This window comes from Pseudomonas sp. MN1F (assembly GCF_009391885.1).
Taxonomy (GTDB): Bacteria; Pseudomonadota; Gammaproteobacteria; order Pseudomonadales; family Pseudomonadaceae; genus Aquipseudomonas.
Window position 1 is genome coordinate 57,031 of the sequence record NZ_VZII01000058.1, and the last position, 25,563, is coordinate 82,593.

General features: G+C 63.3%; 28 protein-coding genes. All 28 read left to right on the plus strand.

The window, feature by feature from the left end:
* The 28 genes from pseI to fliQ all read left to right on the plus strand — a co-directional run bounded on the left by pseI (position 1) and on the right by fliQ (position 25,563).
* Complete coding sequence (pseI, locus tag F6X59_RS25230) at positions 1 to 1,053, plus strand: pseudaminic acid synthase (protein WP_152958830.1); 1,053 nt, start codon at positions 1 to 3, stop codon at positions 1,051 to 1,053.
* A 278-nt stretch (positions 1,054 to 1,331) separates the two neighbouring features.
* A complete protein-coding gene (locus tag F6X59_RS25235) occupies positions 1,332 to 2,276 on the plus strand; it encodes a ketoacyl-ACP synthase III (RefSeq protein ID WP_152958831.1) in 945 nt (314 codons plus the stop codon).
* A gap of 53 nt (positions 2,277 to 2,329) precedes the next feature.
* Positions 2,330 to 3,622, plus strand: a complete 1,293-nt coding sequence (locus F6X59_RS25240) for a motility associated factor glycosyltransferase family protein (RefSeq protein WP_152958832.1) — start codon at positions 2,330 to 2,332, stop codon at positions 3,620 to 3,622.
* Positions 3,619 to 3,867 carry a hypothetical protein gene (locus F6X59_RS25245; RefSeq protein WP_152958833.1) on the plus strand — a complete coding sequence of 83 codons (249 nt, stop codon included), beginning with the start codon at positions 3,619 to 3,621 and terminating at the stop codon, positions 3,865 to 3,867. The genes F6X59_RS25240 and F6X59_RS25245 overlap by 4 nt, the downstream gene beginning before the upstream one ends.
* 217 nt (positions 3,868 to 4,084) lie before the next feature.
* On the plus strand, positions 4,085 to 4,939 hold the full coding sequence (locus F6X59_RS25250; RefSeq protein ID WP_152958834.1) for a flagellin domain-containing protein: 855 nt from the start codon (positions 4,085 to 4,087) through the stop codon (positions 4,937 to 4,939).
* 70 nt (positions 4,940 to 5,009) lie between these two features.
* On the plus strand, positions 5,010 to 5,363 hold the full coding sequence (locus F6X59_RS25255; protein ID WP_152958835.1) for a flagellar protein FlaG: 354 nt from the start codon (positions 5,010 to 5,012) through the stop codon (positions 5,361 to 5,363).
* Between the two features lie 83 nt (positions 5,364 to 5,446).
* Complete coding sequence (fliD, locus tag F6X59_RS25260) at positions 5,447 to 6,856, plus strand: flagellar filament capping protein FliD (RefSeq protein WP_152958836.1); 1,410 nt, start codon at positions 5,447 to 5,449, stop codon at positions 6,854 to 6,856.
* A 164-nt stretch (positions 6,857 to 7,020) separates the two neighbouring features.
* The gene (gene fliS, locus F6X59_RS25265; protein ID WP_152958837.1) at positions 7,021 to 7,404 is read left to right on the plus strand and encodes a flagellar export chaperone FliS; all 384 of its coding nucleotides are present in this window, start codon (positions 7,021 to 7,023) and stop codon (positions 7,402 to 7,404) included.
* Between the two features lie 8 nt (positions 7,405 to 7,412).
* Positions 7,413 to 7,709, plus strand: a complete 297-nt coding sequence (locus F6X59_RS25270; RefSeq protein WP_152958838.1) for a flagellar protein FliT — start codon at positions 7,413 to 7,415, stop codon at positions 7,707 to 7,709.
* A gap of 167 nt (positions 7,710 to 7,876) precedes the next feature.
* On the plus strand, positions 7,877 to 9,352 hold the full coding sequence (gene fleQ, locus F6X59_RS25275; RefSeq protein WP_152958839.1) for a transcriptional regulator FleQ: 1,476 nt from the start codon (positions 7,877 to 7,879) through the stop codon (positions 9,350 to 9,352).
* A 142-nt stretch (positions 9,353 to 9,494) separates the two neighbouring features.
* Positions 9,495 to 10,712: a PAS domain-containing sensor histidine kinase gene (locus F6X59_RS25280; RefSeq protein WP_152958840.1), complete on the plus strand. Its 1,218-nt coding sequence runs from the start codon at positions 9,495 to 9,497 to the stop codon at positions 10,710 to 10,712.
* Positions 10,712 to 12,088: a sigma-54 dependent transcriptional regulator gene (locus F6X59_RS25285; protein WP_152958841.1), complete on the plus strand. Its 1,377-nt coding sequence runs from the start codon at positions 10,712 to 10,714 to the stop codon at positions 12,086 to 12,088. The genes F6X59_RS25280 and F6X59_RS25285 overlap by 1 nt, the downstream gene beginning before the upstream one ends.
* Positions 12,089 to 12,194: 106 nt before the next feature.
* Entirely contained in the window at positions 12,195 to 12,527 is a 333-nt protein-coding gene (gene fliE / locus F6X59_RS25290) for a flagellar hook-basal body complex protein FliE (RefSeq protein ID WP_152958842.1), read from the plus strand.
* A gap of 15 nt (positions 12,528 to 12,542) precedes the next feature.
* Complete coding sequence (gene fliF / locus F6X59_RS25295; protein WP_152958843.1) at positions 12,543 to 14,318, plus strand: flagellar basal-body MS-ring/collar protein FliF; 1,776 nt, start codon at positions 12,543 to 12,545, stop codon at positions 14,316 to 14,318.
* The gene (fliG, locus tag F6X59_RS25300; RefSeq protein WP_054887156.1) at positions 14,311 to 15,330 is read left to right on the plus strand and encodes a flagellar motor switch protein FliG; all 1,020 of its coding nucleotides are present in this window, start codon (positions 14,311 to 14,313) and stop codon (positions 15,328 to 15,330) included. Before fliF ends, fliG begins: the two co-directional genes overlap by 8 nt.
* A 117-nt stretch (positions 15,331 to 15,447) precedes the next feature.
* Complete coding sequence (fliH, locus tag F6X59_RS25305) at positions 15,448 to 16,212, plus strand: flagellar assembly protein FliH (RefSeq protein WP_152958844.1); 765 nt, start codon at positions 15,448 to 15,450, stop codon at positions 16,210 to 16,212.
* Complete coding sequence (gene fliI / locus F6X59_RS25310; RefSeq protein ID WP_152958845.1) at positions 16,202 to 17,560, plus strand: flagellar protein export ATPase FliI; 1,359 nt, start codon at positions 16,202 to 16,204, stop codon at positions 17,558 to 17,560. The genes fliH and fliI overlap by 11 nt, the downstream gene beginning before the upstream one ends.
* 6 nt (positions 17,561 to 17,566) lie before the next feature.
* The gene (fliJ, locus tag F6X59_RS25315) at positions 17,567 to 18,019 is read left to right on the plus strand and encodes a flagellar export protein FliJ (protein WP_152958846.1); all 453 of its coding nucleotides are present in this window, start codon (positions 17,567 to 17,569) and stop codon (positions 18,017 to 18,019) included.
* A gap of 81 nt (positions 18,020 to 18,100) precedes the next feature.
* Positions 18,101 to 18,406 carry an STAS domain-containing protein gene (locus F6X59_RS25320; protein ID WP_152958847.1) on the plus strand — a complete coding sequence of 102 codons (306 nt, stop codon included), beginning with the start codon at positions 18,101 to 18,103 and terminating at the stop codon, positions 18,404 to 18,406.
* 8 nt (positions 18,407 to 18,414) lie between these two features.
* Complete coding sequence (locus F6X59_RS25325; protein ID WP_152958848.1) at positions 18,415 to 20,106, plus strand: fused response regulator/phosphatase; 1,692 nt, start codon at positions 18,415 to 18,417, stop codon at positions 20,104 to 20,106.
* A gap of 60 nt (positions 20,107 to 20,166) precedes the next feature.
* Complete coding sequence (locus F6X59_RS25330; RefSeq protein WP_346652306.1) at positions 20,167 to 20,514, plus strand: Hpt domain-containing protein; 348 nt, start codon at positions 20,167 to 20,169, stop codon at positions 20,512 to 20,514.
* A 71-nt stretch (positions 20,515 to 20,585) separates the two neighbouring features.
* Entirely contained in the window at positions 20,586 to 21,899 is a 1,314-nt protein-coding gene (locus F6X59_RS25335; protein WP_152958849.1) for a flagellar hook-length control protein FliK, read from the plus strand.
* A 158-nt stretch (positions 21,900 to 22,057) separates the two neighbouring features.
* The gene (gene fliL / locus F6X59_RS25340) at positions 22,058 to 22,555 is read left to right on the plus strand and encodes a flagellar basal body-associated protein FliL (protein ID WP_152958850.1); all 498 of its coding nucleotides are present in this window, start codon (positions 22,058 to 22,060) and stop codon (positions 22,553 to 22,555) included.
* 9 nt (positions 22,556 to 22,564) lie between these two features.
* Positions 22,565 to 23,533, plus strand: coding sequence for a flagellar motor switch protein FliM (fliM, locus tag F6X59_RS25345; protein WP_110636537.1), 969 nt, complete (start codon positions 22,565 to 22,567; stop codon positions 23,531 to 23,533).
* 47 nt (positions 23,534 to 23,580) lie between these two features.
* Positions 23,581 to 24,045 carry a flagellar motor switch protein FliN gene (gene fliN / locus F6X59_RS25350; RefSeq protein WP_152958851.1) on the plus strand — a complete coding sequence of 155 codons (465 nt, stop codon included), beginning with the start codon at positions 23,581 to 23,583 and terminating at the stop codon, positions 24,043 to 24,045.
* A gap of 12 nt (positions 24,046 to 24,057) precedes the next feature.
* Positions 24,058 to 24,504 (plus strand): flagellar biosynthetic protein FliO, encoded by a 447-nt coding sequence (fliO, locus tag F6X59_RS25355; protein WP_152958852.1) that lies wholly within the window; start codon positions 24,058 to 24,060, stop codon positions 24,502 to 24,504.
* A complete protein-coding gene (fliP, locus tag F6X59_RS25360) occupies positions 24,504 to 25,271 on the plus strand; it encodes a flagellar type III secretion system pore protein FliP (RefSeq protein WP_152958853.1) in 768 nt (255 codons plus the stop codon). Before fliO ends, fliP begins: the two co-directional genes overlap by 1 nt.
* A 22-nt stretch (positions 25,272 to 25,293) precedes the next feature.
* On the plus strand, positions 25,294 to 25,563 hold the full coding sequence (fliQ, locus tag F6X59_RS25365; protein WP_027921194.1) for a flagellar biosynthesis protein FliQ: 270 nt from the start codon (positions 25,294 to 25,296) through the stop codon (positions 25,561 to 25,563).

The following is a 25,563-nucleotide window of genomic DNA, read 5'->3' on the forward strand; positions in this document are numbered from 1 at the left end:
ATGCACAGTTTCAACATCGGCCATCGCCTTGTCGGCGCGGACCAGCCACCGCTGGTGATCGCGGAGATGAGCGGCAATCACAACCAATCGCTGGCGCGCGCCCTGGAGATCGTCGAGGCTGCCGCTGCTGCCGGTGCCCATGCACTGAAGTTGCAGACCTACACCGCCGACACCATGACCCTGGATCTCGCCCATGGCGAGTTCTTCATCGCCGACCCGGACAGCCTCTGGCAGGGGTCGTCGCTCTACGCGCTTTACCAGAAGGCCCATACCCCCTGGGAATGGCATCGACCGATCTTCGAGCGGGCCCGTGAACTGGGCATGCTGGCGTTTTCCACGCCCTTTGACGAAACCTCGGTGGACTTCCTGGAAAGCCTGGATGTGCCGGCCTACAAGATCGCCAGCTTCGAGAACACCGACCTGCCGCTGATCCGCAAAGTGGCGGCCACCGGCAAGCCACTGATCATCTCCACGGGCATGGCCAGCCTGGCGGAACTCGAGCGCACCGTTCAGGCGGCGCGGGAGGCGGGGTGTCGCGACCTGGTGCTGCTCAAGTGCACCAGCACCTACCCGGCGAGCCCGCACAACAGCAACGTGCTGACCATCCCGCACATGCGCGAACTGTTCGGTTGCCAGGTCGGGTTGTCCGATCACTCGCTGGGTGTCGGTGTGGCCGTGGCAGCGGTGGCCCTGGGGGCTACGGTCGTGGAAAAGCACTTCACGCTCGACCGTAGCGAAGGTGGCGTGGATGCGGCGTTCTCCCTGGAGCCGGGGGAAATGGCCGCGCTGGTGCAGGAAACCGAGCGCGGTTGGCAGGCGCTGGGGCAGGTGCACTACGGCGCAACCCAGGCCGAGCAGGCTTCGCGACGCTTCCGTCGCTCGCTGTACGTGGTGCGCGACATGGCTGCCGGCGAGGTCTTCGACCGCAGCAATGTGCGCGCCATCCGTCCGGGCCTGGGGCTGGCGCCACGGCATCTCGATGCGGTACTAGGGCGCAAGGCCCGCCAGCCGCTCAAGCGTGGTACGGCACTGGACTGGTCGCTGCTCGACTGAGGCACGCCCCGATCGGGGTTTGCTTCCCAGAACGCGGGGCTACCAGCGCAAAGTCGAGGTGACGCATCTGGGCAAAATGTGCGATTGTCTCGAAATATTCGTGACCTATCGGTCAGAGCGGGCATCTCCCTCTGTAACCGTTAATGGGGCTGGCGCGCAAACCGTCGCTTGCCTGCTCCGCCTGCTGCCCGGTCCACCCGGCAGCAGATCCCGTTATTCTGGCGCTGCTCGAGTCATCCGGGCGGCGGTATCGAGCTGTTTTTTTTTGGGAAGCCATGATGATCGGCATTAAAAGCATCGCGAGCTATGTGCCCGCTTCCGGCCTGGACAACTATGTGCAAGGCGCGAAATTCGGCAAGGACGAAGAGTTCATGTTCGGCAAGATCGGCGCGAGCTTCCTGCCGCGCAAGGATGCTGAGCAGGAAACTTCCGATCTGTGCGTGGAGGCGGTCAACAACCTGTTCGCTGCCAACCCGCAACTCAAGCGCGAGTCGATCGATGCGCTGATCGTGGTTACCCAGAATGGCGACGAGGAAGGCCTGCCGCACACCGCAGCCATCGTCCAGCACAAGCTCGGCCTGCCGACCCACGTCGCGGCTTTCGACATTTCCCTGGGTTGCTCCGGCTACGTCTATGGCATCTATGCGCTCAAGGGCTTCATGGAGGCCACGGGCCTGAAGAACGGCCTGCTGGTGACGGCTGACCCGTATTCCAAGATCGTCAACCCCGAAGACCGCAATACCACCATGCTGTTCGGCGATGCCGCCACCGCCACCTGGATGGGTGAAGATGCCACCTGGCAGCTGGGCAAGTCGAAGTTCGGCACCGATGGCGCTGGCGCACCGCACCTCAAGGTGACCGATGGCGAGTTCTACATGAACGGCCGTCAGGTGTTCAATTTCGCCCTGATCAAGGTGCCGGCGCACCTGCATGAGCTGCTGGGCGAGTCGGGCCTGGAGAACAAGGATATCGATGCCTTCTGCATCCACCAGGGCAGCGCGGCGATCGTCGATGCCGTGGCGCGGCGCTTCGAGGAAGACCCGGAAAAATCCCAGGCCGACAAATTCGTCAAGGACATGCTGGAGACTGGCAATACCGTATCGTCCAGTGTTCCGCTGCTGTTGCAGAAGCACATGTTCGACGGCAGCTGGAAGCGTGTGGCCATCAGCGGCTTCGGCGTCGGCCTGTCGTGGGGCTCGGCGATTCTCTACAAGGCTGAATAACTGCCGCCATTAGGTTAACCTTCGGCGTTTCGCAGGTAAGGGAAGCTCAACCCATGAGCGAGTTTTTCCAGCGTAACGCGCAAGTGCTGCAGCGCCGCTGGCCGGCGCTGCTGGAGCGCCTGCAGGGCGAGGCAGGCGAGGCCCTCGAGGTCGATCTGGTGGAAGGCCTGGGGTCGACCCTGAGCGTCTCCGGCATCCAGCTCACCAGCCGCCACGACCGTCTCGCAGAAGCGCGCCTGCAGGCGCAGAGCCTGCCTGCAGACAGTTCCACACTTCACCTCTATGGCGCCGGCCTGGGCGATCTGCAGCGCGTGCTGCTGGAGCGGCCAGGGCTTGTACGGCTTCGCGTGTACCTGCTCAATGGCGCCCTGTTTCAGCTGGTGCTGCAACTGCTCGATCAGTCCGACTGGCTGGCCGACCCCCGGGTCGAGCTGGCCTACGCTGGCGACAGTGGGGAAATCGCCCTGCCGTTCTTCGCCTTGCCGTCGGAGCTGGTGCTGGCCGATGACTTCAATGCGAAGATTCGCGATCGGCTGATCAGCGAAGCTCACCTGGCAGACAACAACCGTGCCTTCGATGTGGCCGACCCGCGCCTGCAGCAGCTGCTTGAAGACAGCTTGCCGCTGCTGCGACAGGATCCTGATGTGGCTGGGCTGTTCGCGACCCAGGCGGGGCGTGACTGCTACGTGATTGCCACGGGGCCGAGCCTGGCCGGGCACCTGCCGGCCCTGGCAAGGGTTCGTGCGCAGGCCGAGCGGCCGCTGTTCATCTGCGTCGACACCGCATACCTGCCACTGCTGCGCGCTGGCATCCAGCCGGACATCGTGGTCAGCGTCGACCACAAGATCCGCATCCATCACTTGCCGCCGGATGATTCGGCGGCAACCACCCTGGTGTACATGCCGATGCTGGATGTCGAGTTGCTCGGCAGCTGGCGCGGGCCGCGCTACAGCGCCTATTCCGGCAGTGCGCTGTATGCCCAGGTGCGTGAAGCGATACCGCGTGCCGAACTGTTCGTGGGCGGCAGCGTGATTCACCCGGCGACGGACCTGGCGGTGAAGATGGGGGCCGGCACAATCACGCTGTTCGGTGCCGATTTCGCCTTTCCTGGCGACCGCACCCACACCGGCTGGGATGATGGGGTGCTCGGCCCGGTGGTCTCGGCAGCACGTCACTGGGTGCTGGATGGCAATGGCCAGCGTGTGCGTACCCAATTGAACTTCCGTGGTTATCTGATCGAACTGGAGCGCTTTATCGCGCAGCATCCCGAGGTGCGCTTCCATAACACCAGCCGGGCCGGCGCGCTGATCGCTGGCACCACCTACGACCCGGAGTTCTGCCCATGAATGCTGCCAGGCACTGTGCTGCGGCCCGCGAGTGCGCCGCGCTGTTCCGTCTGGGGCGGGATGTGCAGGGGGCGCTGCGCATGGTCGAGCTGTTCGACGGTGTGTTGTCGCTGGTCGAACCCCAGGCGGGGGCGGTGGTCCTTCAGGCCATGCTTGATGCGCAGCAACGCCAGGACTGGTTGGCACTGGCCGACTACCTCGAATACGAACTGCTGCACCTGATCGAACAGGCCCCTTTGCCCTGAAGTGTGACGAGCGTCACATTCCGCTTGCGGCTGTCGCGCCGCAGGGCAGGGCTGCAAGGCCCGGTTTGCAAGGGGTGGCGCGGTGATGGCATTTTTTTTTGGAAAACCCCTAAAGCAACTTGCAAACCTGACGATAACCATTACGAAGGTTCTCTAGGCCACACCCGGCGGACGCCAGGGCCGGAAGCCGCAGTATCCATCCAACGAGGAATTCGTCATGGCATTAACCGTAAACACCAACACCACTTCGCTGGGCGTGCAGAAGAACCTGAACAAAGCTTCCGACTCGCTGAGCACCTCGATGACCCGTCTGTCTTCCGGCCTGCGTATCAACAGCGCCAAAGACGACGCCGCCGGCCAGCAGATCGCCAACAAGCTGCAGACCATGGTCACCGGTACCACCGTTGCGATCAAGAACGCCAACGACGGTAACTCGATCACCCAGACCGCTGAAGGCGCGCTGTCGGAAATCACCAACATCCTGCAGCGTATGCGTGAACTGGCCCTGCAGGCACGTAACGACTCCAACGGCACCACTGAACGCGCAGCGCTGAACAAAGAATTCGCGGCCAAGTCGGACGAGATCACTCGTATCGCTTCGTCCACCACCTACGGCACCAGCAAGCAGCTGCTGAACGGTTCCGCTGGCACCATGGAGTTCCAGGTTGGCGCGATGACTGGCACCAGCCAGATCCTGAGCGTTACCATGACTTCGTCGTTCGCCGCTTCGACCCTGGCTGTCGGCACCGGCACCCTGGCGATCTCGGGTACTTCGGACTCCGCCGTTCACACCGCTGTTGACGGTGCCATCACCGCGATCGACGCCGCCCTGCAAACCGTTGACAACAAGAAGTCGGACCTGGGTGCCATCCAGAACCGCTTCCAGTCGACCATCAACAACCTGCAGAGCATGAACGAGAACTCGGCTGCCGCCATGGGCCGTGTTCAGGACACCGACTTCGCCGCAGAAACCGCTCAGCTGACCAAGCAGCAGACCCTGCAGCAAGCTTCGACCGCAGTTCTGGCCCAGGCCAACCAGCTGCCATCCGCCGTACTGAAGCTGCTTCAGTAATAGTGCGATGAAGTTCGGCGAGGGGGTGCATGCGCACTCTCTCGCTTTTTACTTTCAGAGGTGAAGTGCGATGGACATAAGCGTCAAGTCGAGCCCGTCGTATCAGATGTCATCGGTAGTCGCCAGCATCCAGAAGGATGACTCGGCTGACAAGGCCTCCGGGCAAGCCCGCAAGGCATCGCAGGAAGACGCTCCCAAGAGCGAGGTCGAGTTGCATTCGGCCGTCAAGGAAATACAGGATTTTGTCCAGTCGTTGCAGCGCAACCTGGAATTTTCGGTGGATGATTCCACCGGTACGTGGGTCGTCAAGGTCGTTGCCCGCGACAGCGGGGAAGTGATCCGACAGATTCCGTCGGAAACCGCGCTGGAGCTGGCTCGCAGCCTGCATGACGTCAATAGTCTGCTCTTCGATGAGAAAGCCTGACGGCCCGCAGGTCATTTGAACGGTTGCGCGGGTGTCGCTGAGGCATCCCGGTTTTTCGGCGTCAACCAGAAAAGGAGGATGTAATGGCAAGTCCAATTCTACCGAGTTTGGGGCTGGGTTCCGGTCTCGATACTACGGCCATTGTGAAGGCCCTGGTTAATGCTGAGAAAACCCCCAAGCAGGGGCAGCTCGATCGTCGCACGTCGGCAAACACGGCCTCGATCTCGGCGGTAGGTAGCCTGAAAAGTGCGCTGGCTGCCTACAAGACTGCGATGGACAAGCTCAATGACAGCGCCAACCCTGCGTTCATCGGTTCTGTGGCTGCCACTTCCAATGACAAGTATGTCAAGGCCACTGCCGGCAGCACGGCAGTCAACGGCAACTACTCGGTTCAGGTTTCGCAGCTGGCAACGGCCTCGCGTGTGGCCAGCCAGCGCTATACCGACAGCAGTTCGGTGGTATCCGCCAGTGGCGGTACGCTGACGCTTACCCAGAATGGTACCAGCCTCGATGTCACCATCCCGGCCAACGCCACGCTGCAGCAGACCCGCGACGCGATCAACGCCCAGGCCACGTCCAAGGGCTTTACTGCCAACATCGTCAACGACGGTACCGGTTCGCGCCTGGTGCTGAGCTCCGAGACCATGGGCAAGGATTCGGACATCACCGTTTCGGGCGTGTTGACCATCGATCCTTCGACACAGATGACCGATGCCGGAGGTGCTGGCCGCATCGGTGACCTGGCCATGGATGCCGAGTTCGACATCGACGGCATGAAGCTCACCAGCAAATCGAACAAGGTCGATAATGCTATCAGCGGCATGACCTTCGAGTTGCTGTCCAAGACCGAAGCCCTGTCGCCGGTGTCCATCACCGTCACAGCGAACACCGACGGCCTGAAGAAGTCGGTGCAGTCTTTCGTCGATGCCTACAACGCCCTGGTCGGCACCATCAACAACGTCAGTGTGTCGACCAAGGCTGCAGATGGCACCTGGAACACCCCGGCGCTGTCGGGTGACCCTGCAGTGCGCAGCATGCTGACGGCGCTGCGCAACGAGCTGGTGGTGCCGGGTAGCAATGGCTCAGGGCAGCTCAGCGTGCTCTCGCAGCTGGGTATCAACACCGTCCAGGGAACTGGCCTGCTGGAGTTCGACAGCACCAAGTTCACCAAGGCGATCAATGATCAGAAGCTGGGTGGCGAAGTCCAGAACCTGTTCAATGGTGATGGCGGCCTGCTCGATCGCATGAGCAAGGCCATGGAGCCGTTCTCTGCGACCGGTGGTGTGCTGGATGAGCGTAGCAAGTCGCTCGAAGCGACCAAGAAGAGCCTGAGCCTGGAGCAGAGCTCCCTGGATGCGCGCATCAAGGACCTGGAAGCCTCGCTGACCAAGAAGTACAACACCATGGACACCCTGGTGGGGCAGTTGAACTCGCAGCGAGACAGTGTGCTGTCGATCTTCGAAGCCATGTCCGCCCAGCAGAAGAACTCCTGACGGGGCGTGATGCATAGTGCGGGCACAGCCATGGCGCTGTGCTCCAGTGCCAAAAGCCCGACAGCGCGTGACGCTCTGTCGGGCTTTTTGTATTCTCCCTAAAGTTTTTTGACGCCGCGCCGATAGCCCGGTCATACAGCAACCCCGTAGTGACGAGGTACCCCATGAATCCAATGTTAGCCCTTCGGCAGTACCAGAAGATTGGCGCCCAGGCGCAGACCTCCGAGGCGAGCCCTTATCGTCTGGTGCAGATGTTGATGGAAGGCGGCCTGGACCGCATTGCGCAGGCCCATGGTGCGATGCAGCGCAAGGACATCGCCGGCAAGGGTATCGCCATCGGCAAGGCCATCGGCATCATCGGCGGGCTGCGTGAAGGCCTGGACCGCGACAACATGACCGACGAGCTCAACCGTCTCGACAGCCTCTATCTGTACATGACGCGCCGCCTGAGCGAGGCCAACATGCAGAACGATCCGGCAATCCTCGACGAGGTCAGGGACCTGCTGATCACTGTCAAGGAAGGCTGGGACGCGATCGGCGCGCAGTAGGGGGGTGTATGAGCAAGGTAATCGAGCGTATCGAGCAGACCCGTGACGAGTTGCTGGCGGCGTTGGCCAGTCGCGACTGGCAGGCGGTCGGCGAGCTTGACCTTGCGTGCCGTGTCTGTGTCGAGGATGTGCTGGCCGAAGCGCTCAGCAATGAGGCTGCGGTGCGTTCGAGTCTTGAGGGGTTGCTGGTGGTCTACGGGCAATTGATTGATGTTGCAAGCGGCGAGCGTCAATCAATAGTCGACGAGATGACACAAATCCGTCAGGCGAAAAGCGCGGCCAAGGTATACCATCTGTTCACTTGACCACAGATTCGCAAAAAGCCGTGCGCCATTAATTTGACTGCATGGGTTTTTTTGACTTTACTAGTGGCTGTTTTCGAAATTCAGACGTCCGAACACTGACCATTCAGTCGGAGATGTCGAGCATGCCCTGTGAGGGGCGCCGATATGACTAGGGAAGTTGCTATTGCATGTGGCGTGAAACCAAGATTCTCCTGATCGATGACGACAGCGCCCGCCGCCGCGATCTGGCGGTGGTTCTGAACTTTCTCGGCGAAGAAAACCTCCCATGCTCCAGCCAGGACTGGCAGCAGGCAGTAGGGAGCCTGTCTTCGAGTCGCGAAGTGCTCTGCGTGTTGATCGGTACCGTCAATGCTCCAGGCACTGTGCTTGGGTTGCTTAAGACAGTGGCTGGGTGGGATGAGTTCCTTCCGGTTCTGCTGATTGGCGAAATTTCTTCTGCGGACTTCCCGGAAGAGCTGCGCCGTCGGGTTCTGTCCAACCTCGAGATGCCGCCGAGCTACAGCCAGCTGCTCGATTCGCTGCACCGTGCCCAGGTCTACCGTGAAATGTACGACCAGGCCCGCGAGCGCGGTCGTCAGCGCGAGCCCAACCTGTTCCGCAGCCTGGTCGGCACCAGCCGTGCCATCCAGCACGTGCGGCAGATGATGCAGCAGGTGGCCGATACCGACGCCAGCGTGCTGATCCTCGGTGAGTCCGGCACTGGCAAGGAAGTGGTGGCGCGCAACCTGCACTACCATTCCAAGCGCCGCGAAGCGCCGTTCGTGCCGGTCAACTGCGGGGCGATCCCGGCCGAATTGCTGGAAAGCGAATTGTTCGGCCATGAGAAGGGCGCCTTTACCGGCGCGATCACCAGCCGTGCCGGGCGCTTCGAGCTGGCCAACGGCGGTACCCTGTTCCTCGACGAAATCGGCGACATGCCGCTGCCGATGCAGGTCAAGCTGCTGCGCGTGCTGCAGGAGCGCACCTTCGAGCGCGTGGGCAGCAACAAGACCCAGAGCATCGACGTGCGCATCATTGCGGCGACCCACAAGAACCTCGAAACCATGATCGAGGACGGGACGTTCCGCGAAGACCTGTATTACCGCCTCAATGTGTTCCCGATCGAGATGGCGCCATTGCGCGAGCGGGTGGAAGACATTCCGCTGCTGATGAACGAGCTGATCTCGCGCATGGAGCACGAGAAGCGCGGTTCGATCCGCTTCAACTCGGCGGCGATCATGTCGCTGTGCCGCCACGGCTGGCCGGGCAACGTCCGCGAGCTGGCCAACCTGGTCGAGCGCATGGCGATCATGCATCCGTACGGCGTGATCGGGGTGTCGGAGCTGCCGAAGAAGTTCCGCTACATCGATGATGAAGACGAGCATCTGGTCGACAGCCTGCGCAGCGACCTCGAAGAGCGCGTGGCAATCAATGGTCACACCCCGAACTTCAGCAACCATGCGATGTTGCCGCCAGAGGGGCTGGACCTCAAGGACTACCTGGGCAGCCTCGAGCAGGGCCTGATCCAGCAGGCGCTGGACGATGCCAACGGTATCGTTGCGCGCGCGGCTGAACGTTTGCGCATACGCCGGACCACCCTGGTCGAGAAGATGCGCAAGTACGGCATGAGTCGCCAGGGTGGTGAGGACCAGGCGGAAGACTGATTCCGCCTGTGCCGGCCTCTTCGCGCCGAACCGCCGCGAAGAGGCCGGGCTTGTAGAAGCAAATCCCCATCCCCGGCACGGCTATTGCTACACCGCTGGCACCACACCGTTTTTATGACGGTCAGCCACGCGAGAGAGCACGATGCCCCAGGCCGCCCACTTTTCCCGAGTCCCTGATCCGCAGGGGCGTACCCCGGTCGAACAGGAGAGTCGACAGGGGCTGGAGCAGGCATTCGCCCTGTTCGATCAGGTATCCAGCCAGCTCAACCAGTCCTACGGCATGCTCGAAGCCCGTGTCAGCGAGCTCAAGGGCGAGCTGGCGGTGGTCGGCCAGCAGCGCATGGTCGAGCTGAACGAGAAGGAGCGCCTGGCCAACCGCCTGCAGAACCTGCTCGACCTGTTGCCGGGCGGAGTGATCGTGATCGACGACCAAGGCCTGGTGCGTGAAGCCAATCCGGCAGCCTGCGAATTGCTCGGCGAGCCTCTGGTCGGCCAGCTGTGGCGCCAGGTCATCGCCCGCAGCTTCGCCCCGCGCAAGGACGACGGCCATGAAGTCTCGCTGCGTGATGGCCGACGCCTGTCCATTGCTACCCGCTCGCTGGACGCCGAACCTGGCCAGCTGGTGTTGCTCAACGACCTGACTGAAACCCGTCGCCTGCAGGATCAGCTGGCCCGGCATGAGCGCCTGTCTTCGCTGGGGCGCATGGTCGCCTCGCTGGCGCATCAGATCCGCACGCCGCTGTCGGCGGCCATGCTCTATGCCAGCCACCTGGCCGACAGCGAGCGTGAGCTTGCGCCAGAAACCCGCCAGCGCTTTGCCGCTAGCCTCAAGGAGCGCCTGCACGAACTGGAACACCAGGTGCGCGACATGCTGGTGTTTGCCCGTGGCGAGCTGCCGCTGGGGGATCGGCTGACCCCGAAGGGCCTGTTCCAGGCCCTCCAGCAAGCTGCCCAGCCCCATGTGCAAGGGCATGCGGTGCGCTGGCAGTGCGACAGCCATCTGGGTGAGTTGCTGTGCAATCGCGACACCCTGGTCGGTGCCTTGCTCAACCTGATCGAGAACGCCTTGCAGGCCAGTGACAGCCCGGCGCGGCTCAAGGTGCACCTGTTCCGTCGTGAATACACCCTGCACCTGAATATCAGCGATGCCGGCAGCGGTATCGATGCCGATCTGCTGGGACGCTTGGGTGAACCCTTCCTGACCACCAAGGCCACTGGCACCGGGCTTGGGCTGGCGGTGGTCAAGGCCGTGGTGCGTGCGCACCAGGGCAAGCTTCAGCTGCGCTCGAAAGTCGGGCGTGGCACCTGTGTAAAGGTTGAGCTGCCGCTGATCGACGGGCAGGCAGCGGAGGTCGTGTAATGGCAATCAAGGTGCTGCTGGTCGAGGATGACCGCGTTTTGCGCCAGGCGCTGGGCGATACCCTGGAGATCGGCGGGTTTGCCTTCGATGCGGTCGGCAGTGCCGAGGAGGCGCTGGAGGCAGTGCTGGGCGAGGCTTACAGCCTGGTGGTCAGCGACGTGAACATGCCGGGTATGGATGGGCATGAATTGCTGGCCCAACTGCGACGGCACCATCCACAGTTGCCGGTGTTGCTGATGACCGCCCACGCGGCCGTCGAGCGCGCCGTGGAGGCCATGCGCCAGGGGGCTGCGGATTACCTGGTCAAGCCGTTCGAGCCCAAGGCGTTGCTGAGCCTGGTCGAGCGCCACGCCGCCGGGCGCCTGACAGCGACCGACAACGAGGGGCCGGTGGCATGCGAGGCCGCCAGCCGGCACCTGCTGGAGTTGGCTGCGCGCGTGGCTCGCAGCGACTCGACCGTGCTCATCTCTGGTGAGTCGGGGACCGGCAAGGAAGTGCTGGCGCGCTATATCCATCAGCAGTCGCCGCGGGCGGCGCAGCCATTCGTGGCGATCAACTGTGCGGCGATTCCGGACAACATGCTCGAGGCCACGCTGTTCGGCCACGAAAAGGGGGCCTTCACCGGTGCCATCGCTGCCCAGGCCGGCAAGTTCGAGCAGGCTGAGGGCGGCACCTTGCTGCTCGACGAGATCTCCGAGATGCCCCTTGGCCTGCAGGCCAAGTTGTTGCGCGTGTTGCAGGAGCGTGAAGTGGAGCGGGTGGGTGGGCGTAAGCCGATCGCCCTGGACATCCGGGTGCTGGCTACCAGCAACCGCGACATGGCAGGTGAAGTGGCGGCGGGGCGCTTCCGTGAAGACCTGTACTACCGCCTTTCGGTATTCCCGCTGGCCTGGCAGCCGTTGCGCGAGCGTGCTGGCGATATCCTGCCGCTGGCCGAGCGCTTGCTGGCGCGCCACGTGGCGAAGATGAAGCACGCGCCGGTACGGCTGTCTGCCGAGGCGCGTGCCTGCCTGCAGGCGCATGCCTGGCCGGGCAACGTGCGCGAGCTGGACAACGCCTTGCAGCGGGCGTTGATCCTGCAGCAGGGCGGAGTGATTGAAGCGGCGGATTTCTGTCTGGCAGGCGCCATTCCATTGTCGGCAGGCGTGGTGGCCACTGTATCGCCACTGCCGGCGGATGTGGCGATGAACTCAGGTGGCTTGGGCGACGACATGCGTCGCCATGAGTTCCAGATGATCATCGACACCCTGCGCGCCGAGCGCGGTCGGCGCAAGGAAGCGGCCGAAAAACTGGGCATCAGCCCGCGTACCTTGCGCTATAAGCTCGCGCAGATGCGTGATGCCGGGCTCGATGTTGAAGCCAGCCTGTTCGGCTGAAACAGTCATTTATATCTTTGCGCTGCGTGCTGGCACATGAGTTGCTAGTTCAGGGCTATCCGCCGCATGAGTGTCAAAAAAATGCGGCCGCCGGAGAGAGAAGGTCATGAGCCAAGGTGTTGAATTCAATCGTCTGATGTTGGACATGCGGGCCATGCAGGCCGATGCCATGTCACTGCCCAAAACCACCGCTGCCCCCGAGCTGGCGCCTGGTCAAAGCAGCTTCGCCGACATGCTTGGCCAGGCCATCGGCAAGGTCAACCAGACCCAGCAGGCGTCGACCCAGCTCGCCAATGCCTTCGAGATCGGCAAGAGCGGCGTCGACCTGACTGACGTGATGATCGCCTCGCAGAAAGCCAGCGTGTCCATGCAGGCGTTGACTCAGGTACGCAACAAGCTGGTCCAGGCGTACCAGGACATCATGCAGATGCCGGTTTGAGGACGGAAGTAAGTCATGGCTGAAGCAGTCGTCGATAACGCCCCCGCCAAGAGCGGTGCGCCAGGTTCCAAGCCAGCGCGTTTCAACATGGCGTTCCTGGAAAACATCTCGCAGATGCCCATGCTGCGTCAGGTCGGCCTGCTGGTCGGGTTGGCGGCGAGCGTGGCGATCGGCTTCGCCGTGGTGCTGTGGTCGCAGCAGCCGGATTACCGGCCGCTGTACGGCAGCCTGGCCGGCATGGACACCAAGCAGGTCATGGACACCCTGGCCTCTGCCGATATTCCCTATCACGTCGAGCCCAACTCCGGTGCTCTGCTGGTCAAGGCCGACGACCTCTCCCGTGCGCGCCTGAAACTGGCGGCTGCCGGCGTGGCGCCGAGCGATGGCAATGTCGGCTTCGAACTGCTCGATAAGGAACAGGGGCTGGGCACCAGCCAGTTCATGGAAGCCACCCGTTATCGCCGCAGCCTGGAAGGCGAGCTGGCGCGAACCGTTTCCAGCCTGAACAACGTCAAGGCTGCGCGCGTGCACCTGGCGATCCCGAAAAGCTCGGTGTTCGTGCGTGACGAGCGCAAGCCAAGCGCTTCGGTGCTGGTCGAGCTGTACCCGGGCCGTTCGCTGGAAGCGGGCCAGGTCATGGCCATCGTCAACCTGGTCGCCACCAGTGTGCCCGAGCTGGACAAGTCGCAAGTCACCGTGGTCGACCAGCGCGGCAACCTGCTCTCCGAGCAGTTGCAGGACACCGCGCTGACCATGGCCGGCAAGCAGTTCGACTACAGCCGCCGCATGGAAGGCATGCTCACCCAGCGTGTGCATAACATCCTGCAGCCGGTGCTGGGCAATGATCGCTACAAGGCCGAGGTGTCCGCCGATCTGGACTTCAGTGCGGTCGAGTCGACCTCCGAGCAGTTCAACCCGGACCAGCCGGCGCTGCGCAGCGAGCAGGCGGTCAATGAGCAGCGCGCCAGCAGCCAGGGCCCGCAAGGTGTACCGGGTGCGCTGAGCAACCAGCCGCCAGGCCCGGCGTCGGCGCCGCAAACCACCGGGGGCGCAGCCGGGGCGGCCGCTGCCATCCAGCCTGGTCAGCCGCTGGTGGATGCCAATGGCCAGCAGATCATGGACCCGGCCACTGGCCAGCCGATGCTGGCGCCATACCCGTCGGACAAGCGTGAGCAGACCACCAAGAACTTCGAACTGGACCGCTCGATCAGCCACACCCGCCAGCAGCAAGGTCGCCTGACCCGCCTGTCGGTGGCGGTAGTGGTCGACGACCAGGTCAAGGTGGATGCCAATGGTGAAACCAGCCGTGCCCCATGGGGTGCCGAAGACCTGGCGCGCTTCACTCGCCTGGTGCAGGACGCTGTGGGCTTCGATGCCAGCCGTGGCGACAGTGTGACCGTGATCAACGTGCCGTTCGCCGCCGACCGTGGCGAAGAGATCGCCGATATCGCGTTCTACCAGCAACCGTGGTTCTGGGACATCGTCAAGCAGGTGCTGGGCGTGCTGTTCATCCTGGTGCTGGTGTTCGGTGTGCTGCGTCCGGTCCTCAACAACATCACCGGTGGCGGCAAGCAGGCTGCTACGGACAGCGACATGGAACTGGGCGGGATGATCGGTCTGGATGGCGAACTGGCCAGCGACCGTGTCAGCCTCGGTGGCCCGTCAAGCATTCTGTTGCCGAGCCCGACCGAGGGTTACGAAGCACAGCTCAACGCAATCAAAGGCCTGGTGGCCGAAGACCCGGGCCGCGTAGCCCAGGTCGTCAAAGAGTGGATCAACGCCGATGAGTGACAATCGAGCCATTACCGCCAAGCTGAGCCGTGTCGACAAGGCCGCGATCCTGCTGCTGTCGCTCGGTGAGACCGATGCTGCGCAAGTGCTGCGGCACATGGGCCCGAAGGAAGTGCAGCGGGTGGGTGTGGCGATGGCGCAGATGGGCACCGTGCACCGCGAGCAGGTCGAGCAGGTGATGAGCGAGTTCGTCGAGATTGTCGGCGACCAGACCAGCCTGGGCGTGGGCTCTGACGCCTACATCCGCAAGATGCTCAACCAGGCCCTGGGCGAGGACAAGGCCAACGGCCTGGTCGACCGCATCCTGCTCGGTGGCAACACCAGCGGCCTGGACAGCCTCAAGTGGATGGAGCCACGTGCCGTGGCCGATGTGATCCGTTACGAGCACCCGCAGATCCAGGCCATCGTGGTCGCCTACCTCGATCCCGACCAGGCCGGTGAAGTGCTGAGCAACTTCGACCACAAGGTGCGCCTGGACATCGTCCTGCGCGTGTCGTCGCTCAATACCGTGCAGCCGGCGGCGCTCAAGGAGCTGAACCAGATTCTCGAGAAGCAGTTCTCGGGCAACTCCAACGCCGCGCGCACCACCCTGGGCGGCATCAAGCGCGCCGCCGACATCATGAACTTCCTCGACAGCTCGGTGGAAGGTGCGCTGATGGACGCGATTCGCGAAATCGACAGCGACCTGTCGGAGCAGATCGAAGACTTGATGTTCGTCTTCAACAACCTGGCCGATGTCGACGACCGCGGCATCCAGGCGCTGCTGCGCGAAGTTTCATCCGACGTGCTGGTGGTGTCGCTCAAGGGCGCCGACGAGCGGGTCAAGGACAAGATCTTCAAGAACATGTCCAAGCGTGCGTCCGAACTGCTGCGTGATGACCTTGAGGCCAAGGGCCCGGTTCGCGTCAGCGACGTGGAGACGGCGCAGAAGGAAATCCTCACCATCGCCCGCCGCATGGCCGAGGCCGGCGAGATCGTGCTCGGCGGCAAGGGTGCCGAGGAAATGATTTAAGCGGCAAGCTTCAAGCTACAAGCGACAAGAAAAAGCAGCCCTTGCTTGGCCTGCTTTTTCTTGAGGCTTGCAGCTTGAAGCTTGCAGCTAGTCCAGCTTTCAACTGTAGGCTTGCTGATGCCCACCAAAGAATCCCATCCCAGCGACCTGATCCGTGCCCGCGACCTCGAGGGTGTCGATGTCTGGGCGCTGCCCAGCTTCGACCCGGAGCCTGAGCCAGAACCCGAGCCAGAGCCGCAAGTCATCGAGGAAGAAGTCGAGGAGGTGCCGCTGGAAGAAGTCCAGCCGCTGACCCTCGAAGAGCTCGAAGCGATCCGCCAGGAGGCCTACAACGAAGGCTTCGCCACCGGCGAGCGTGAGGGCTTCCACAGCACCCAGCTGAAGGTGCGCCAGGAGGCCGAAGAAGCGCTCGCTGTCAAGCTGGCCAGCCTGGAGCAGCTGATGGGGCATTTGCTGGAGCCGATCGCCGAGCAGGACACGCAGATCGAACGAAGCATGGTGCATCTGGTTGCGCACATGGCGCGCCAGGTTATCGGCCGTGAACTGCGCAGCGACTCCAGCCAGATCACCCAGGTGCTGCGCGAGGCGCTGAAGCTGCTGCCGATGGGCGCCGACAACATCCGCATCCACCTCAACCCGCAGGACTTCGAGCTGGCCAAGGCCCTGCGCGAACGCCATGAGGAGAGCTGGAAGCTGCTCGAAGACGAAGCCCTGCTGCCAGGCGGCTGCCGCATCGAGACGCTGCACAGCCGCATCGACGCGACCATGGAAACCCGCATCGAGAAAGCCGTGGCGCAACTGTTCGACCAACTGCACGATCAGGCCCTGCACCCGGCGGCAGCGGACCTGTCGGTTGAACTGGACGCCCGCGATGCGCCTTGACCGCACCAGCTTCGGCAAGCGCCTGGGCGGCTACGCCCAGGCGATCGAGCTGCCGGTGCAGCCGGTGGTCGAAGGCCGCCTGTTGCGCATGGTCGGCCTCACCCTTGAAGCCGAAGGTTTGCGCGCCGCAGTAGGCGGGCGTTGCCTGGTGATCAACGACGACAGCTACCACCCGGTGCAGGTCGAGGCCGAGGTGATGGGCTTTGCCGGCAACAAGGTCTTCCTGATGCCGGTGGGCAGCATTGCCGGCATCGCGCCGGGTGCGCGCGTGGTGCCGCTGGATGACAGTGGCCGCCTGCCCATGGGCATGAGCATGCTTGGCCGGGTGCTCGATGGTGCCGGGCGCGCCCTCGACGGCAAGGGCGGCATGCGTGCCGAAGACTGGGTGCCGATGGATGGCCCGGTCATCAACCCGCTCAACCGTGACCCGATCAGCAAGCCGCTGGACGTGGGCATTCGCAGCATCAACGGCCTGCTCACCGTCGGCCGCGGCCAGCGCCTGGGCCTGTTCGCCGGTACCGGTGTGGGTAAATCGGTGTTGCTGGGCATGATGACCCGCTTTACCGAAGCGGACATCATCGTGGTCGGCCTGATTGGTGAGCGGGGCCGCGAAGTCAAGGAATTCATCGAGCACATCCTCGGCGAAGAGGGGCTCAAGCGCTCGGTGGTGGTGGCATCGCCCGCTGACGATGCGCCACTGATGCGCTTGCGCGCCGCCATGTATTGCACGCGCATTGCCGAGTACTTCCGCGACAAGGGCAAGAACGTCCTGCTGCTGATGGACTCGCTGACCCGTTTCGCCCAGGCCCAGCGCGAAATTGCCCTGGCCATCGGCGAGCCGCCGGCCACGCGCGGCTACCCGCCTTCGGTGTTCGCCAAGCTGCCCAAGCTGGTGGAGCGCGCCGGTAACGGCGAGCCTGGCGGTGGCTCGATCACCGCGTTCTACACCGTGCTGTCCGAGGGCGACGACCAGCAGGACCCGATCGCCGACTCGGCGCGGGGCGTGCTTGACGGTCACTTCGTGCTGTCGCGGCGCCTGGCCGAGGAAGGCCATTATCCGGCCATCGACATCGAGGCCTCGATCAGCCGGGTCATGCCGCAGGTGGTGGATGCCGATCATCTGCGTCAGGCGCAGAAATTCAAGCAACTGTGGTCGCGCCTGTCGCAGAGCCGTGACCTGATCAGCGTTGGCGCCTATGTCGCCGGCGGCGATCCGGAAACCGACCTGGCCATTGCCTTGCAGCCGAGGCTGGTGGACTTCCTGCGCCAGGGCCTGGACGAGAATGTCGGCATGGGCCAGAGCCGCGACGAGCTGGGGGCGATCTTCACGCCTCCGGCCAAGGGCTGATATGCCATGAGCCAGCCCGGACGCGCCGCGCGCCTGGCCCCTGTGGTCAACATGGCCGAAGAGGCTGAGCGCAAGGCCGCGCAGCGTGTGGGGCACTTCCAGCAGCAGGTGGTTCAGGCCCAGGCCAAGCTGGCCGAGCTGGAATCGTTCCGCGAAGGGTACCAGGCGCAGTGGATCAATCGCGGCGGGCAGGGCGTGAATGGCAGCTGGCTGCTCAACTACCAGCGCTTCCTGGCCCAGCTGGAAACGGCCATGACCCAGCAGCGGCAAAGCCTGCTCTGGCATGAAAACAACCTGAAAAATGCCCGTGGTACCTGGCAGCAGGCCTATGCTCGGGTGGAAGGGCTGCGCAAGCTGGTGCAGCGCTACATGGACGAGGCGCGGCGGGCCGAAGACAAGCGCGAGCAGCGGTTGCTGGACGAATTGTCGCAGCGCTTGCCGCGGCAGGGGCATTTGTAGCCAGTGCTGGCCTTGATAGTCCTGCCACGGGCTGCTAAACCTTGAAGAGTTGCATTCGCCATCATCGAAGGAATCGCTAGCATGGCAGTCGAGACTGATTTTTCGCAGGACGGGAAAAAGCTCACGATCAAGGTCAAGGGGCGCTTCGATTTCGGCAAGCATCAGGAATTCCGTGATGCCTACGAACGCCAGCCTGACAGGCCCGACTCGGTGGTGGTCGACTTGAAGGAAGCCACCTATCTGGACAGCTCTGCGCTGGGCATGCTGCTGTTGCTGCGTGACCATGCCGGCGGTGACGACTCGGACGTGCGTGTGGTACATGCCAGCTCCGACGTGCGCAAGATCCTGGCCATTTCCAATTTCGAAAAACTGTTCGACATCAGTTGAGTGCCCCGATGCCGGCCGAACAGGCATTGACCGTACTGGTGGCCGAGGACAGTGCAGTCGACCGCATGCTGCTGGCGCAGATCGTCCGCCGCCAGGGCCATCATGTGTACACCGCAGAAAATGGCGAGCAGGCCGTGGCGCTGTTCGCCGAGAAGCGTCCGCAGCTGGTGTTGCTCGATGCCTTGATGCCGGTGATGGATGGATTCGAGGCGGCGCGGCAGATCAAGATACTGGCTGGCGAGGCGCTGGTGCCGATCATCTTCCTGACCTCGCTGAACGAGGAGGATGCCCTGGTGCGTTGCCTGGAGGCCGGGGGTGACGACTTCATGGCCAAGCCCTACAGTGCGGTGATCCTCGCTGCCAAGATCCGCGCCATGGACCGCCTGCGCCGCTTGCAGGCGACCGTGCTCGAGCAGCGGGACCAGATCACCCGTCACCATCACCACTTGCTCAACGAGCAACGAGTGGCCAAGGCGGTGTTCGACAAGGTCGCGCATTCCGGTTGCATCACGGCGCCGAACATCCGTTACTTGCAGTCACCCTATGCGCTGTTCAATGGCGACCTGCTGCTGGCAGCCTTCACGCCGTCCGGCGATATGCATGTGCTGCTGGGCGATTTCACCGGCCATGGCTTGCCAGCCGCAGTCGGCGCGATGCCGCTGGCGGAAGTGTTCTATGGCATGACCGCGAAGGGCTACGGCCTGGCACAGATGCTCCGCGAGATGAACGCCAAGCTCAAACGCATCCTGCCGGTGGACATGTTCTGCTGCGCGCTGCTGCTCAACCTGAGTGTGCAGCGCGGCGCGGTGGAAGTGTGGAATGGTGGCATGCCGGACGGCTACCGGCTGTCGGCCGACGGCGACGTGCTTGACTGCCTGGGTTCGCGTCACCTGCCGCTGGGGATCCTGGCGCCGGAGCGCTTCGATGACAGCACCGAAGTGTTGCCGCTGGCGGCGGGGGAGCGCCTGTTGCTGCTGTCCGATGGCGTGGTCGATACCGCGGACGAGCAGGAGCGCCTGTTCGGTGTCGAGCGCTTGCGCGAGGTGCTGGCCGCCAATCGTGACCCGGTGCAGCTGTTCGATGAGGTGATGCAGGCCCTGGCGCGTTTTGGCGGGCGACCTCGGGATGACATCAGTCTGTGCGACATTCGCATGTTCAGTGGCGAAGAGCGGGTGCCTGCGCCGACGCTGTATTCCGACAGTGGGCGCTCCAGCCCGCTGGACTGGGCGCTGGGGTTCGAATTGCGTGGCGAAAGCCTCAAGCGATTCAACCCGGTGCCTTATCTGGTGCAGTTGTTGCAGGAAATCCATGGTCTGCGGCCGCGCACTGGCGCCTTGCACAGCGTGCTCAGTGAGCTGTATTCCAATGCCCTGGAGCATGGTGTGCTGGGCCTTGATTCACAGCTCAAACGTGATGTGCAGGGTTTTGCCGACTACTATCAGGAACGGGCCCGGCGCCTGGTGACGTTGGTCGAAGGCTTCGTGCGCATCGACCTGAAGGTGGAACCCTTGGCGGCGGGCGGGCGTCTTACCATCGAGGTCCGCGACAGTGGCGCAGGGTTCGATGTGCAGCGTGTGTTGTCGCGTCCGTCCGTGGAGCAGGCGTTGAGCGGGCGCGGGTTGCACCTGGTGCAGCGGCTTGGCAGCCAGGCCCAGTGGTGCGAAGGCGGCCGCTGCGCGCGGGTGCTGTTCGATTGGTGATGTGTCTGGAGGGCCGCAGGGCGGCTCAGGCATAATCCGGCTTGATCAAGGAGTGAGCAAGTGACTGACATGCATATTGACCACAAGGTACTCAGCGACTTGCAGGAGGTCATGGAAGATGGCTACCTGCAACTGCTGGAAACCTTTCTGGAAGACTCCGAGCGGCGCCTGAGCCAGCTGCATGAGGCCAAGAGCGCCGATGAGCTCGGCATGGCCGCGCACAGCTTCAAGGGCAGCAGCAGCAACATGGGTGCTGTCGGCCTTGCGCAGTTGTGCCAGCAGCTGGAAGAGCGGGTGAGGGTGCGACCGCTGTATGGCATTGAAGACCTGATCAACCGCATCGACCAGGAATATCTGGAAGTGCAGTGCTTCTATCGTGGCGAGCATGAGCGCGTTTCGGCGAGCTGATGGCAAGTTGGCGCAACTTTTGCAGCTCTCTGGCCAGATGATATTCCAGTTTCTGGCGCGGAGACCGCTCAATGCCTGTCGCACCCAACCCTTTGTTGCAAGCCAACACCCTGAGCAAGCCGTCGAGCGCGGGTTCCTCGCGGGTGGACAAGCCACTGCAGCCGGCGGGTGGGCAGGGCGGCGGCTTCGATCAGGTCATGGCCGGGCAGGGGCGGGACAAGGCGCCCGTGCGCAACGACAAGGTGGCTCAGCCCGACCCGAAGGACAAACCCGAGGTAGCCCAGGGCGGCAAGAAGCAGGCTGCCGATAAACCGGCGGTTGCCGATGACGGCAACAAATTGCCAGCAGACGATACGGCGTCGGCCACTGCCGATACGGCGCCGCCCAGTGACTCGGGGTCGCTCGACGCCAGCCTGGTGGCGGGCCAGGTGACCGACGCGCAGCCTGGCGCGCAATTGCTGCAGGCCCAGGCCGAAGCGGTGGCGCCGGTGTTGCAAGCGGCTATCCAGCAGCCGCCGGTGGCAGCGGTTGCCGCGCCATTGCCGGGGCAGTCCGAGACTGACGCCGAGGCCTTCGATCCGGATGCCGATCCCTTGGCCAACCTGCCAACGTTGCGTCTGGCCCTGGAGCAGAGCGCCCAGGCCAAAGGCACGACGTCGGCGCATGCAGTGGAACCTGGCAAAGCCCAAGCCGATGATGGGCAGGCGGCCGTCAATCCGTTGGCGACCCTGGTCGACAGGGTCGAGGGCGAGGCAGGCAAGTCCGAGACCGGCGACAAGGCTTTCGGTGCCTTGCTCGAAGACGGGCTCAAGGACACCAAGAGCGCCAGCAGCGATACCCGTGTCGACGATTTCGCCAACCGCCTGGCCAGCCTGACCCAGGCCGTTACCGCCAAGACCGCCAATGCGTTGCCGGTCAGTGCCAATCCCTTGCATCAGCCATTGCAGATGAATCAGGGCGCCTGGGCCGAAGGCTTGGTCAACCGGGTCATGTACCTGTCCAGTCAGAACCTGAAGTCGGCGGATATCCAGTTGGAGCCGGCTGAGCTTGGGCGCCTTGATATCCGTGTCAATGTGGCGACCGACCAGTCCACCCAGATCACCTTCGTCAGTGGCCATGCTGGCGTGCGTGATGCGCTGGATAGCCAGGTGTATCGCCTGCGCGAGCTGTTCGCCCAGCAGGGGTTGGCACAGCCGGACGTGAATGTCGCCGACCAGTCGCGTCAGCAACAGCAGCAGGCGCAGCAGGAGGCCTCGCAGCTGTCCGGGGTAGCCGCGCGCCGGGCTCAAGGTGGTGAGGGCGAGCAGGGCGGGTCGGGCGACGTCTCCCGGGCTGTCGAGCAGCAGGTGGTTGTTGGCGACAGTGCCGTCGATTATTACGCCTGATGGGCCTGCCATGGGATTTTCAGCGCCTGTGAGGTCGAGCGCCGCGCGGGCGGCGCGCTATCTCACGGGCGGCACACCTCTCAAGCCAAACATGGCATAACACTTGCTCAAGCCACGTCATCCTCCTTTGAAACCCCGATGGACGACGGATTATTGGCATGGCGAAGAGCGACGCAGTGAAAGACCCCGCCGCAAAAGGCAAACTCAAGCTGATCCTGCTGCTGGTGCTGGCCCTGTTGCTGGCAGTCGGCCTGTCGGTGGGTGCCACCTGGTTCATCATGCACAAAAGTGAATCGGCACCCGCCCCCGAAGCGGCCGCAACCAACGTCAAGGCCCCAGCCATCTACGTGCCGCTGGCGCCCGCTTTCGTGGTCAACTTCAACCAGAACGGCCGCCAGCGCTACATGCAACTGAGCATCACCCTGCAAGGCCGCAGTCAGGCCGACCTGGACGCACTCTCGGTGCACATGCCGGTGATCCGCAACAACCTGGTGATGATGTTCTCCGGGCAGGGCTTCGACACCCTGACGGCCAGCTCGGTGGGCCAGGAAATGCTGCGTCAGAAAGCCACCGCGGTGGTTCAGGAAGTGGCGCAGAAGGAAGTCGGCAGGCCGGTGGTCGACCAGCTGCTGTTCACCAATTTCGTATTGCAGTAGGAGTCCGCAATGGCCGTACAGGACCTGCTGTCCCAGGATGAGATCGATGCCCTGTTGCATGGCGTCGACGATGGGCTGGTACAGACCGAGAGCGTTGCCGAGCCCGGCAGCATCAAAAGCTACGACCTGACCAGCCAGGATCGGATCGTGCGGGGTCGCATGCCGACCCTGGAAATGATCAACGAGCGTTTCGCCCGCTACACCCGCATCAGCATGTTCAACCTGCTGCGCCGCTCTGCGGACGTGGCGGTAGGTGGCGTGCAGGTGATGAAGTTCGGCGAGTACGTGCATTCGCTGTACGTACCGACCAGCCTCAACCTGGTCAAGATCAAGCCCCTGCGTGGCACTGCGCTGTTCATTCTCGATGCCAAGCTGGTGTTCAAGCTGGTGGACAACTTCTTTGGCGGTGACGGTCGTCACGCCAAGATCGAGGGCCGCGAATTCACCCCCACCGAGCTGCGCGTGGTGCGCATGGTGCTGGACCAGTGCTTCGTCGACCTCAAGGAAGCCTGGCAGGCGATCATGCCGGTCAACTTCGAGTACATGAACTCCGAGGTCAACCCGGCCATGGCCAACATCGTCGGCCCGAGCGAGGCGGTGGTGGTCTCCACCTTCCATATCGAACTGGACGGCGGTGGCGGCGACCTGCATGTGACCATGCCGTACTCGATGATCGAGCCGGTGCGGGAAATGCTCGATGCCGGCTTCCAGTCCGACCTCGACGACCAGGATGAGCGCTGGGTCAAGGCCCTGCGCGAGGACGTGCTGGACGTCTCCGTGCCGGTGACCGCCACCGTTGCCCGTCGCCAGCTGAAGCTGCGCGACATCCTGCACATGCAGGCCGGCGACGTGATCCCGGTGGAGCTGCCCGAGCACCTGGTACTGCGCGCCAATGGCGTGCCGTCGTTCAAGGCGCGCCTGGGCTCGCACAAGGGCAACCTGGCCCTGCAGATCATCGACCCGATCGAACGCCGCTGAACGCGTGCCGGTCGCTCTTTACGAATTGAATGCCTGTCGAGGACATCATGGCTAACGAAAACGAGATCACTTCCGCTGAAGACCAGGCCTTGGCCGATGAGTGGGCTGCGGCCCTGGAAGAAACCGGTGATGCCGGCCAGTCCGATATCGACGCACTGCTTGCCGGTGATAGCGGCAAGCCCGGTGCCGGTCGCCTGCCGATGGAAGAGTTCGCCAGCTCCCCGCGGCCGAACGAGATCGTCAGCCTTGAAGGCCCGAACCTGGATGTGATCCTGGACATTCCGGTGAGTATTTCCATGGAAGTGGGCAGTACCGAAATCAACATCCGCAACCTGCTGCAGCTCAACCAGGGCTCGGTGATCGAACTCGACCGCCTGGCCGGTGAACCGCTCGATGTGCTGGTCAACGGCACGCTGATCGCCCATGGCGAAGTGGTGGTGGTCAACGAGAAGTTCGGCATCCGCCTGACCGACGTGATCAGCCCCAGCGAACGTATCAAGAAGCTGCGCTGAGTGAAGGGTTTGATGCGGGCCGTGATGGCCCTGGCCACGCTGCTGGTCAGCGACCTGGCCATTGCCGCCGCCACGCCTGCAGCCAGCCCGGCTGCGGCGCCGACCGCTGCGCCCGGTAGCCTGGGCGGGCAGTTGGCGCAAATGGTGTTCGGCCTGTTGCTGGTGGTGGGCCTGATTTTCTTCCTGGCCTGGGCGCTGCGCCGCATGCAGGGCGCCACGCCCAAGGGCGGGCAGGTGATCGAGATCGTCGGCAGCCGCGCCATCGGCCCGCGTGACCGGCTGCTGCTGGTGCAGGTCGGCAAGGAGCAGATCCTCATCGGTCATACCCCAGGCAGCATCGAAACCCTGCATGTCATGGCCGAGCCCGTCGAAGTACCCGCCAACGCCCGCCAGGCGACGCCAGAATTTGCCCAGCGGCTGATGGAGCTGATGGGCAAGGATCAGAAGGACAAGAAGTGATGAGTGGCGCGCTGCGCATTTTGTTGAGCACCTTGTTGCCAATCGCGCTGCTGCTGGCTGCGCCGCTGGCCTTGGCCGCCGACCCGCTGTCGATCCCGGCGATTACCCTGTCCAACACCGCGGACGGGCAGCAGGAGTATTCGGTCAGCCTGCAAATTCTGCTGATCATGACGGCGCTGAGCTTCATCCCGGCGTTCGTCATCCTGATGACCAGCTTCACCCGCATCATCATCGTGTTCTCGATCCTGCGTCAGGCCCTGGGCCTGCAGCAGACACCCTCGAACCAGGTGCTGACCGGCATGGCGCTGTTCCTGACCCTGTTCATCATGGCGCCGGTGTTCGACCGGGTGAACCAGGATGCCCTGCAGCCGTACCTGAGCGAGAAGATGACCGCCCAGCAAGCCATCGAGAAGGCCCAGGGCCCGCTCAAGGACTTCATGCTAGCACAGACCCGGCAGAGCGACCTCGACCTGTTCATGCGCCTGTCCAAGCGCACCGACATCGCCAGCCCCGACCAGGTGCCGCTGACGATCCTGGTGCCGGCGTTCGTCACCTCGGAGTTGAAAACCGCGTTCCAGATCGGCTTCATGATCTTCATCCCGTTCCTGATCATCGACATGGTGGTGGCCAGTGTGCTGATGGCCATGGGTATGATGATGCTGTCGCCGCTGATCATCTCGCTGCCATTCAAGATCATGCTGTTCGTCCTGGTCGATGGCTGGGCTCTGATCATGGGCACCTTGGCCAGCAGTTTCGGCGGCGTCTGACGCCGCCTGGGAGAGCCCTCGCATGACACCTGAAGTCGCTGTCGACCTGTTCCGAGACGCGCTGTGGCTGACCACCCTGATGGTGGCCGTGCTGGTGGTGCCGAGCCTGCTGGTCGGGCTGATCGTGGCGATGTTCCAGGCCGCCACGCAGATCAACGAACAGACCTTGAGCTTCCTGCCGCGCCTGCTGGTGATGCTGGTCACGCTGATCGTCGCCGGGCCCTGGCTGGTGCAGAAGTTCATGGAGTACATCACCGGCCTGTACACCAGCATCCCGCAGCTGATCGGTTGA

What these genes read in the sequence shown, in the direction of transcription:
- F6X59_RS25335 (WP_152958849.1), top strand. Translation starts at nt 20,586, where the DNA reads ATGCCTGTCGCACCCAACCCTTTGTTGCAAGCCAACACCCTGAGCAAG.
- F6X59_RS25325 (WP_152958848.1), top strand. Translation starts at nt 18,415, where the DNA reads ATGCCGGCCGAACAGGCATTGACCGTACTGGTGGCCGAGGACAGTGCA.
- fliH (WP_152958844.1), top strand. Translation starts at nt 15,448, where the DNA reads ATGCCCACCAAAGAATCCCATCCCAGCGACCTGATCCGTGCCCGCGAC.
- fliD (WP_152958836.1), top strand. Translation starts at nt 5,447, where the DNA reads ATGGCAAGTCCAATTCTACCGAGTTTGGGGCTGGGTTCCGGTCTCGAT.
- F6X59_RS25280 (WP_152958840.1), top strand. Translation starts at nt 9,495, where the DNA reads ATGCCCCAGGCCGCCCACTTTTCCCGAGTCCCTGATCCGCAGGGGCGT.
- pseI (WP_152958830.1), top strand. Translation starts at nt 1, where the DNA reads ATGCACAGTTTCAACATCGGCCATCGCCTTGTCGGCGCGGACCAGCCA.
- F6X59_RS25320 (WP_152958847.1), top strand. Translation starts at nt 18,101, where the DNA reads ATGGCAGTCGAGACTGATTTTTCGCAGGACGGGAAAAAGCTCACGATC.
- fliF (WP_152958843.1), top strand. Translation starts at nt 12,543, where the DNA reads ATGGCTGAAGCAGTCGTCGATAACGCCCCCGCCAAGAGCGGTGCGCCA.
- fliL (WP_152958850.1), top strand. Translation starts at nt 22,058, where the DNA reads ATGGCGAAGAGCGACGCAGTGAAAGACCCCGCCGCAAAAGGCAAACTC.
- fliI (WP_152958845.1), top strand. Translation starts at nt 16,202, where the DNA reads ATGCGCCTTGACCGCACCAGCTTCGGCAAGCGCCTGGGCGGCTACGCC.
- fliS (WP_152958837.1), top strand. Translation starts at nt 7,021, where the DNA reads ATGAATCCAATGTTAGCCCTTCGGCAGTACCAGAAGATTGGCGCCCAG.
- fleQ (WP_152958839.1), top strand. Translation starts at nt 7,877, where the DNA reads ATGTGGCGTGAAACCAAGATTCTCCTGATCGATGACGACAGCGCCCGC.
- fliP (WP_152958853.1), top strand. Translation starts at nt 24,504, where the DNA reads ATGAGTGGCGCGCTGCGCATTTTGTTGAGCACCTTGTTGCCAATCGCG.
- F6X59_RS25235 (WP_152958831.1), top strand. Translation starts at nt 1,332, where the DNA reads ATGATCGGCATTAAAAGCATCGCGAGCTATGTGCCCGCTTCCGGCCTG.
- F6X59_RS25255 (WP_152958835.1), top strand. Translation starts at nt 5,010, where the DNA reads ATGGACATAAGCGTCAAGTCGAGCCCGTCGTATCAGATGTCATCGGTA.
- F6X59_RS25250 (WP_152958834.1), top strand. Translation starts at nt 4,085, where the DNA reads ATGGCATTAACCGTAAACACCAACACCACTTCGCTGGGCGTGCAGAAG.
- F6X59_RS25240 (WP_152958832.1), top strand. Translation starts at nt 2,330, where the DNA reads ATGAGCGAGTTTTTCCAGCGTAACGCGCAAGTGCTGCAGCGCCGCTGG.
- fliJ (WP_152958846.1), top strand. Translation starts at nt 17,567, where the DNA reads ATGAGCCAGCCCGGACGCGCCGCGCGCCTGGCCCCTGTGGTCAACATG.
- fliE (WP_152958842.1), top strand. Translation starts at nt 12,195, where the DNA reads ATGAGCCAAGGTGTTGAATTCAATCGTCTGATGTTGGACATGCGGGCC.
- fliG (WP_054887156.1), top strand. Translation starts at nt 14,311, where the DNA reads ATGAGTGACAATCGAGCCATTACCGCCAAGCTGAGCCGTGTCGACAAG.
- F6X59_RS25270 (WP_152958838.1), top strand. Translation starts at nt 7,413, where the DNA reads ATGAGCAAGGTAATCGAGCGTATCGAGCAGACCCGTGACGAGTTGCTG.
- fliN (WP_152958851.1), top strand. Translation starts at nt 23,581, where the DNA reads ATGGCTAACGAAAACGAGATCACTTCCGCTGAAGACCAGGCCTTGGCC.
- fliO (WP_152958852.1), top strand. Translation starts at nt 24,058, where the DNA reads ATGCGGGCCGTGATGGCCCTGGCCACGCTGCTGGTCAGCGACCTGGCC.
- F6X59_RS25245 (WP_152958833.1), top strand. Translation starts at nt 3,619, where the DNA reads ATGAATGCTGCCAGGCACTGTGCTGCGGCCCGCGAGTGCGCCGCGCTG.
- F6X59_RS25285 (WP_152958841.1), top strand. Translation starts at nt 10,712, where the DNA reads ATGGCAATCAAGGTGCTGCTGGTCGAGGATGACCGCGTTTTGCGCCAG.
- fliM (WP_110636537.1), top strand. Translation starts at nt 22,565, where the DNA reads ATGGCCGTACAGGACCTGCTGTCCCAGGATGAGATCGATGCCCTGTTG.
- fliQ (WP_027921194.1), top strand. Translation starts at nt 25,294, where the DNA reads ATGACACCTGAAGTCGCTGTCGACCTGTTCCGAGACGCGCTGTGGCTG.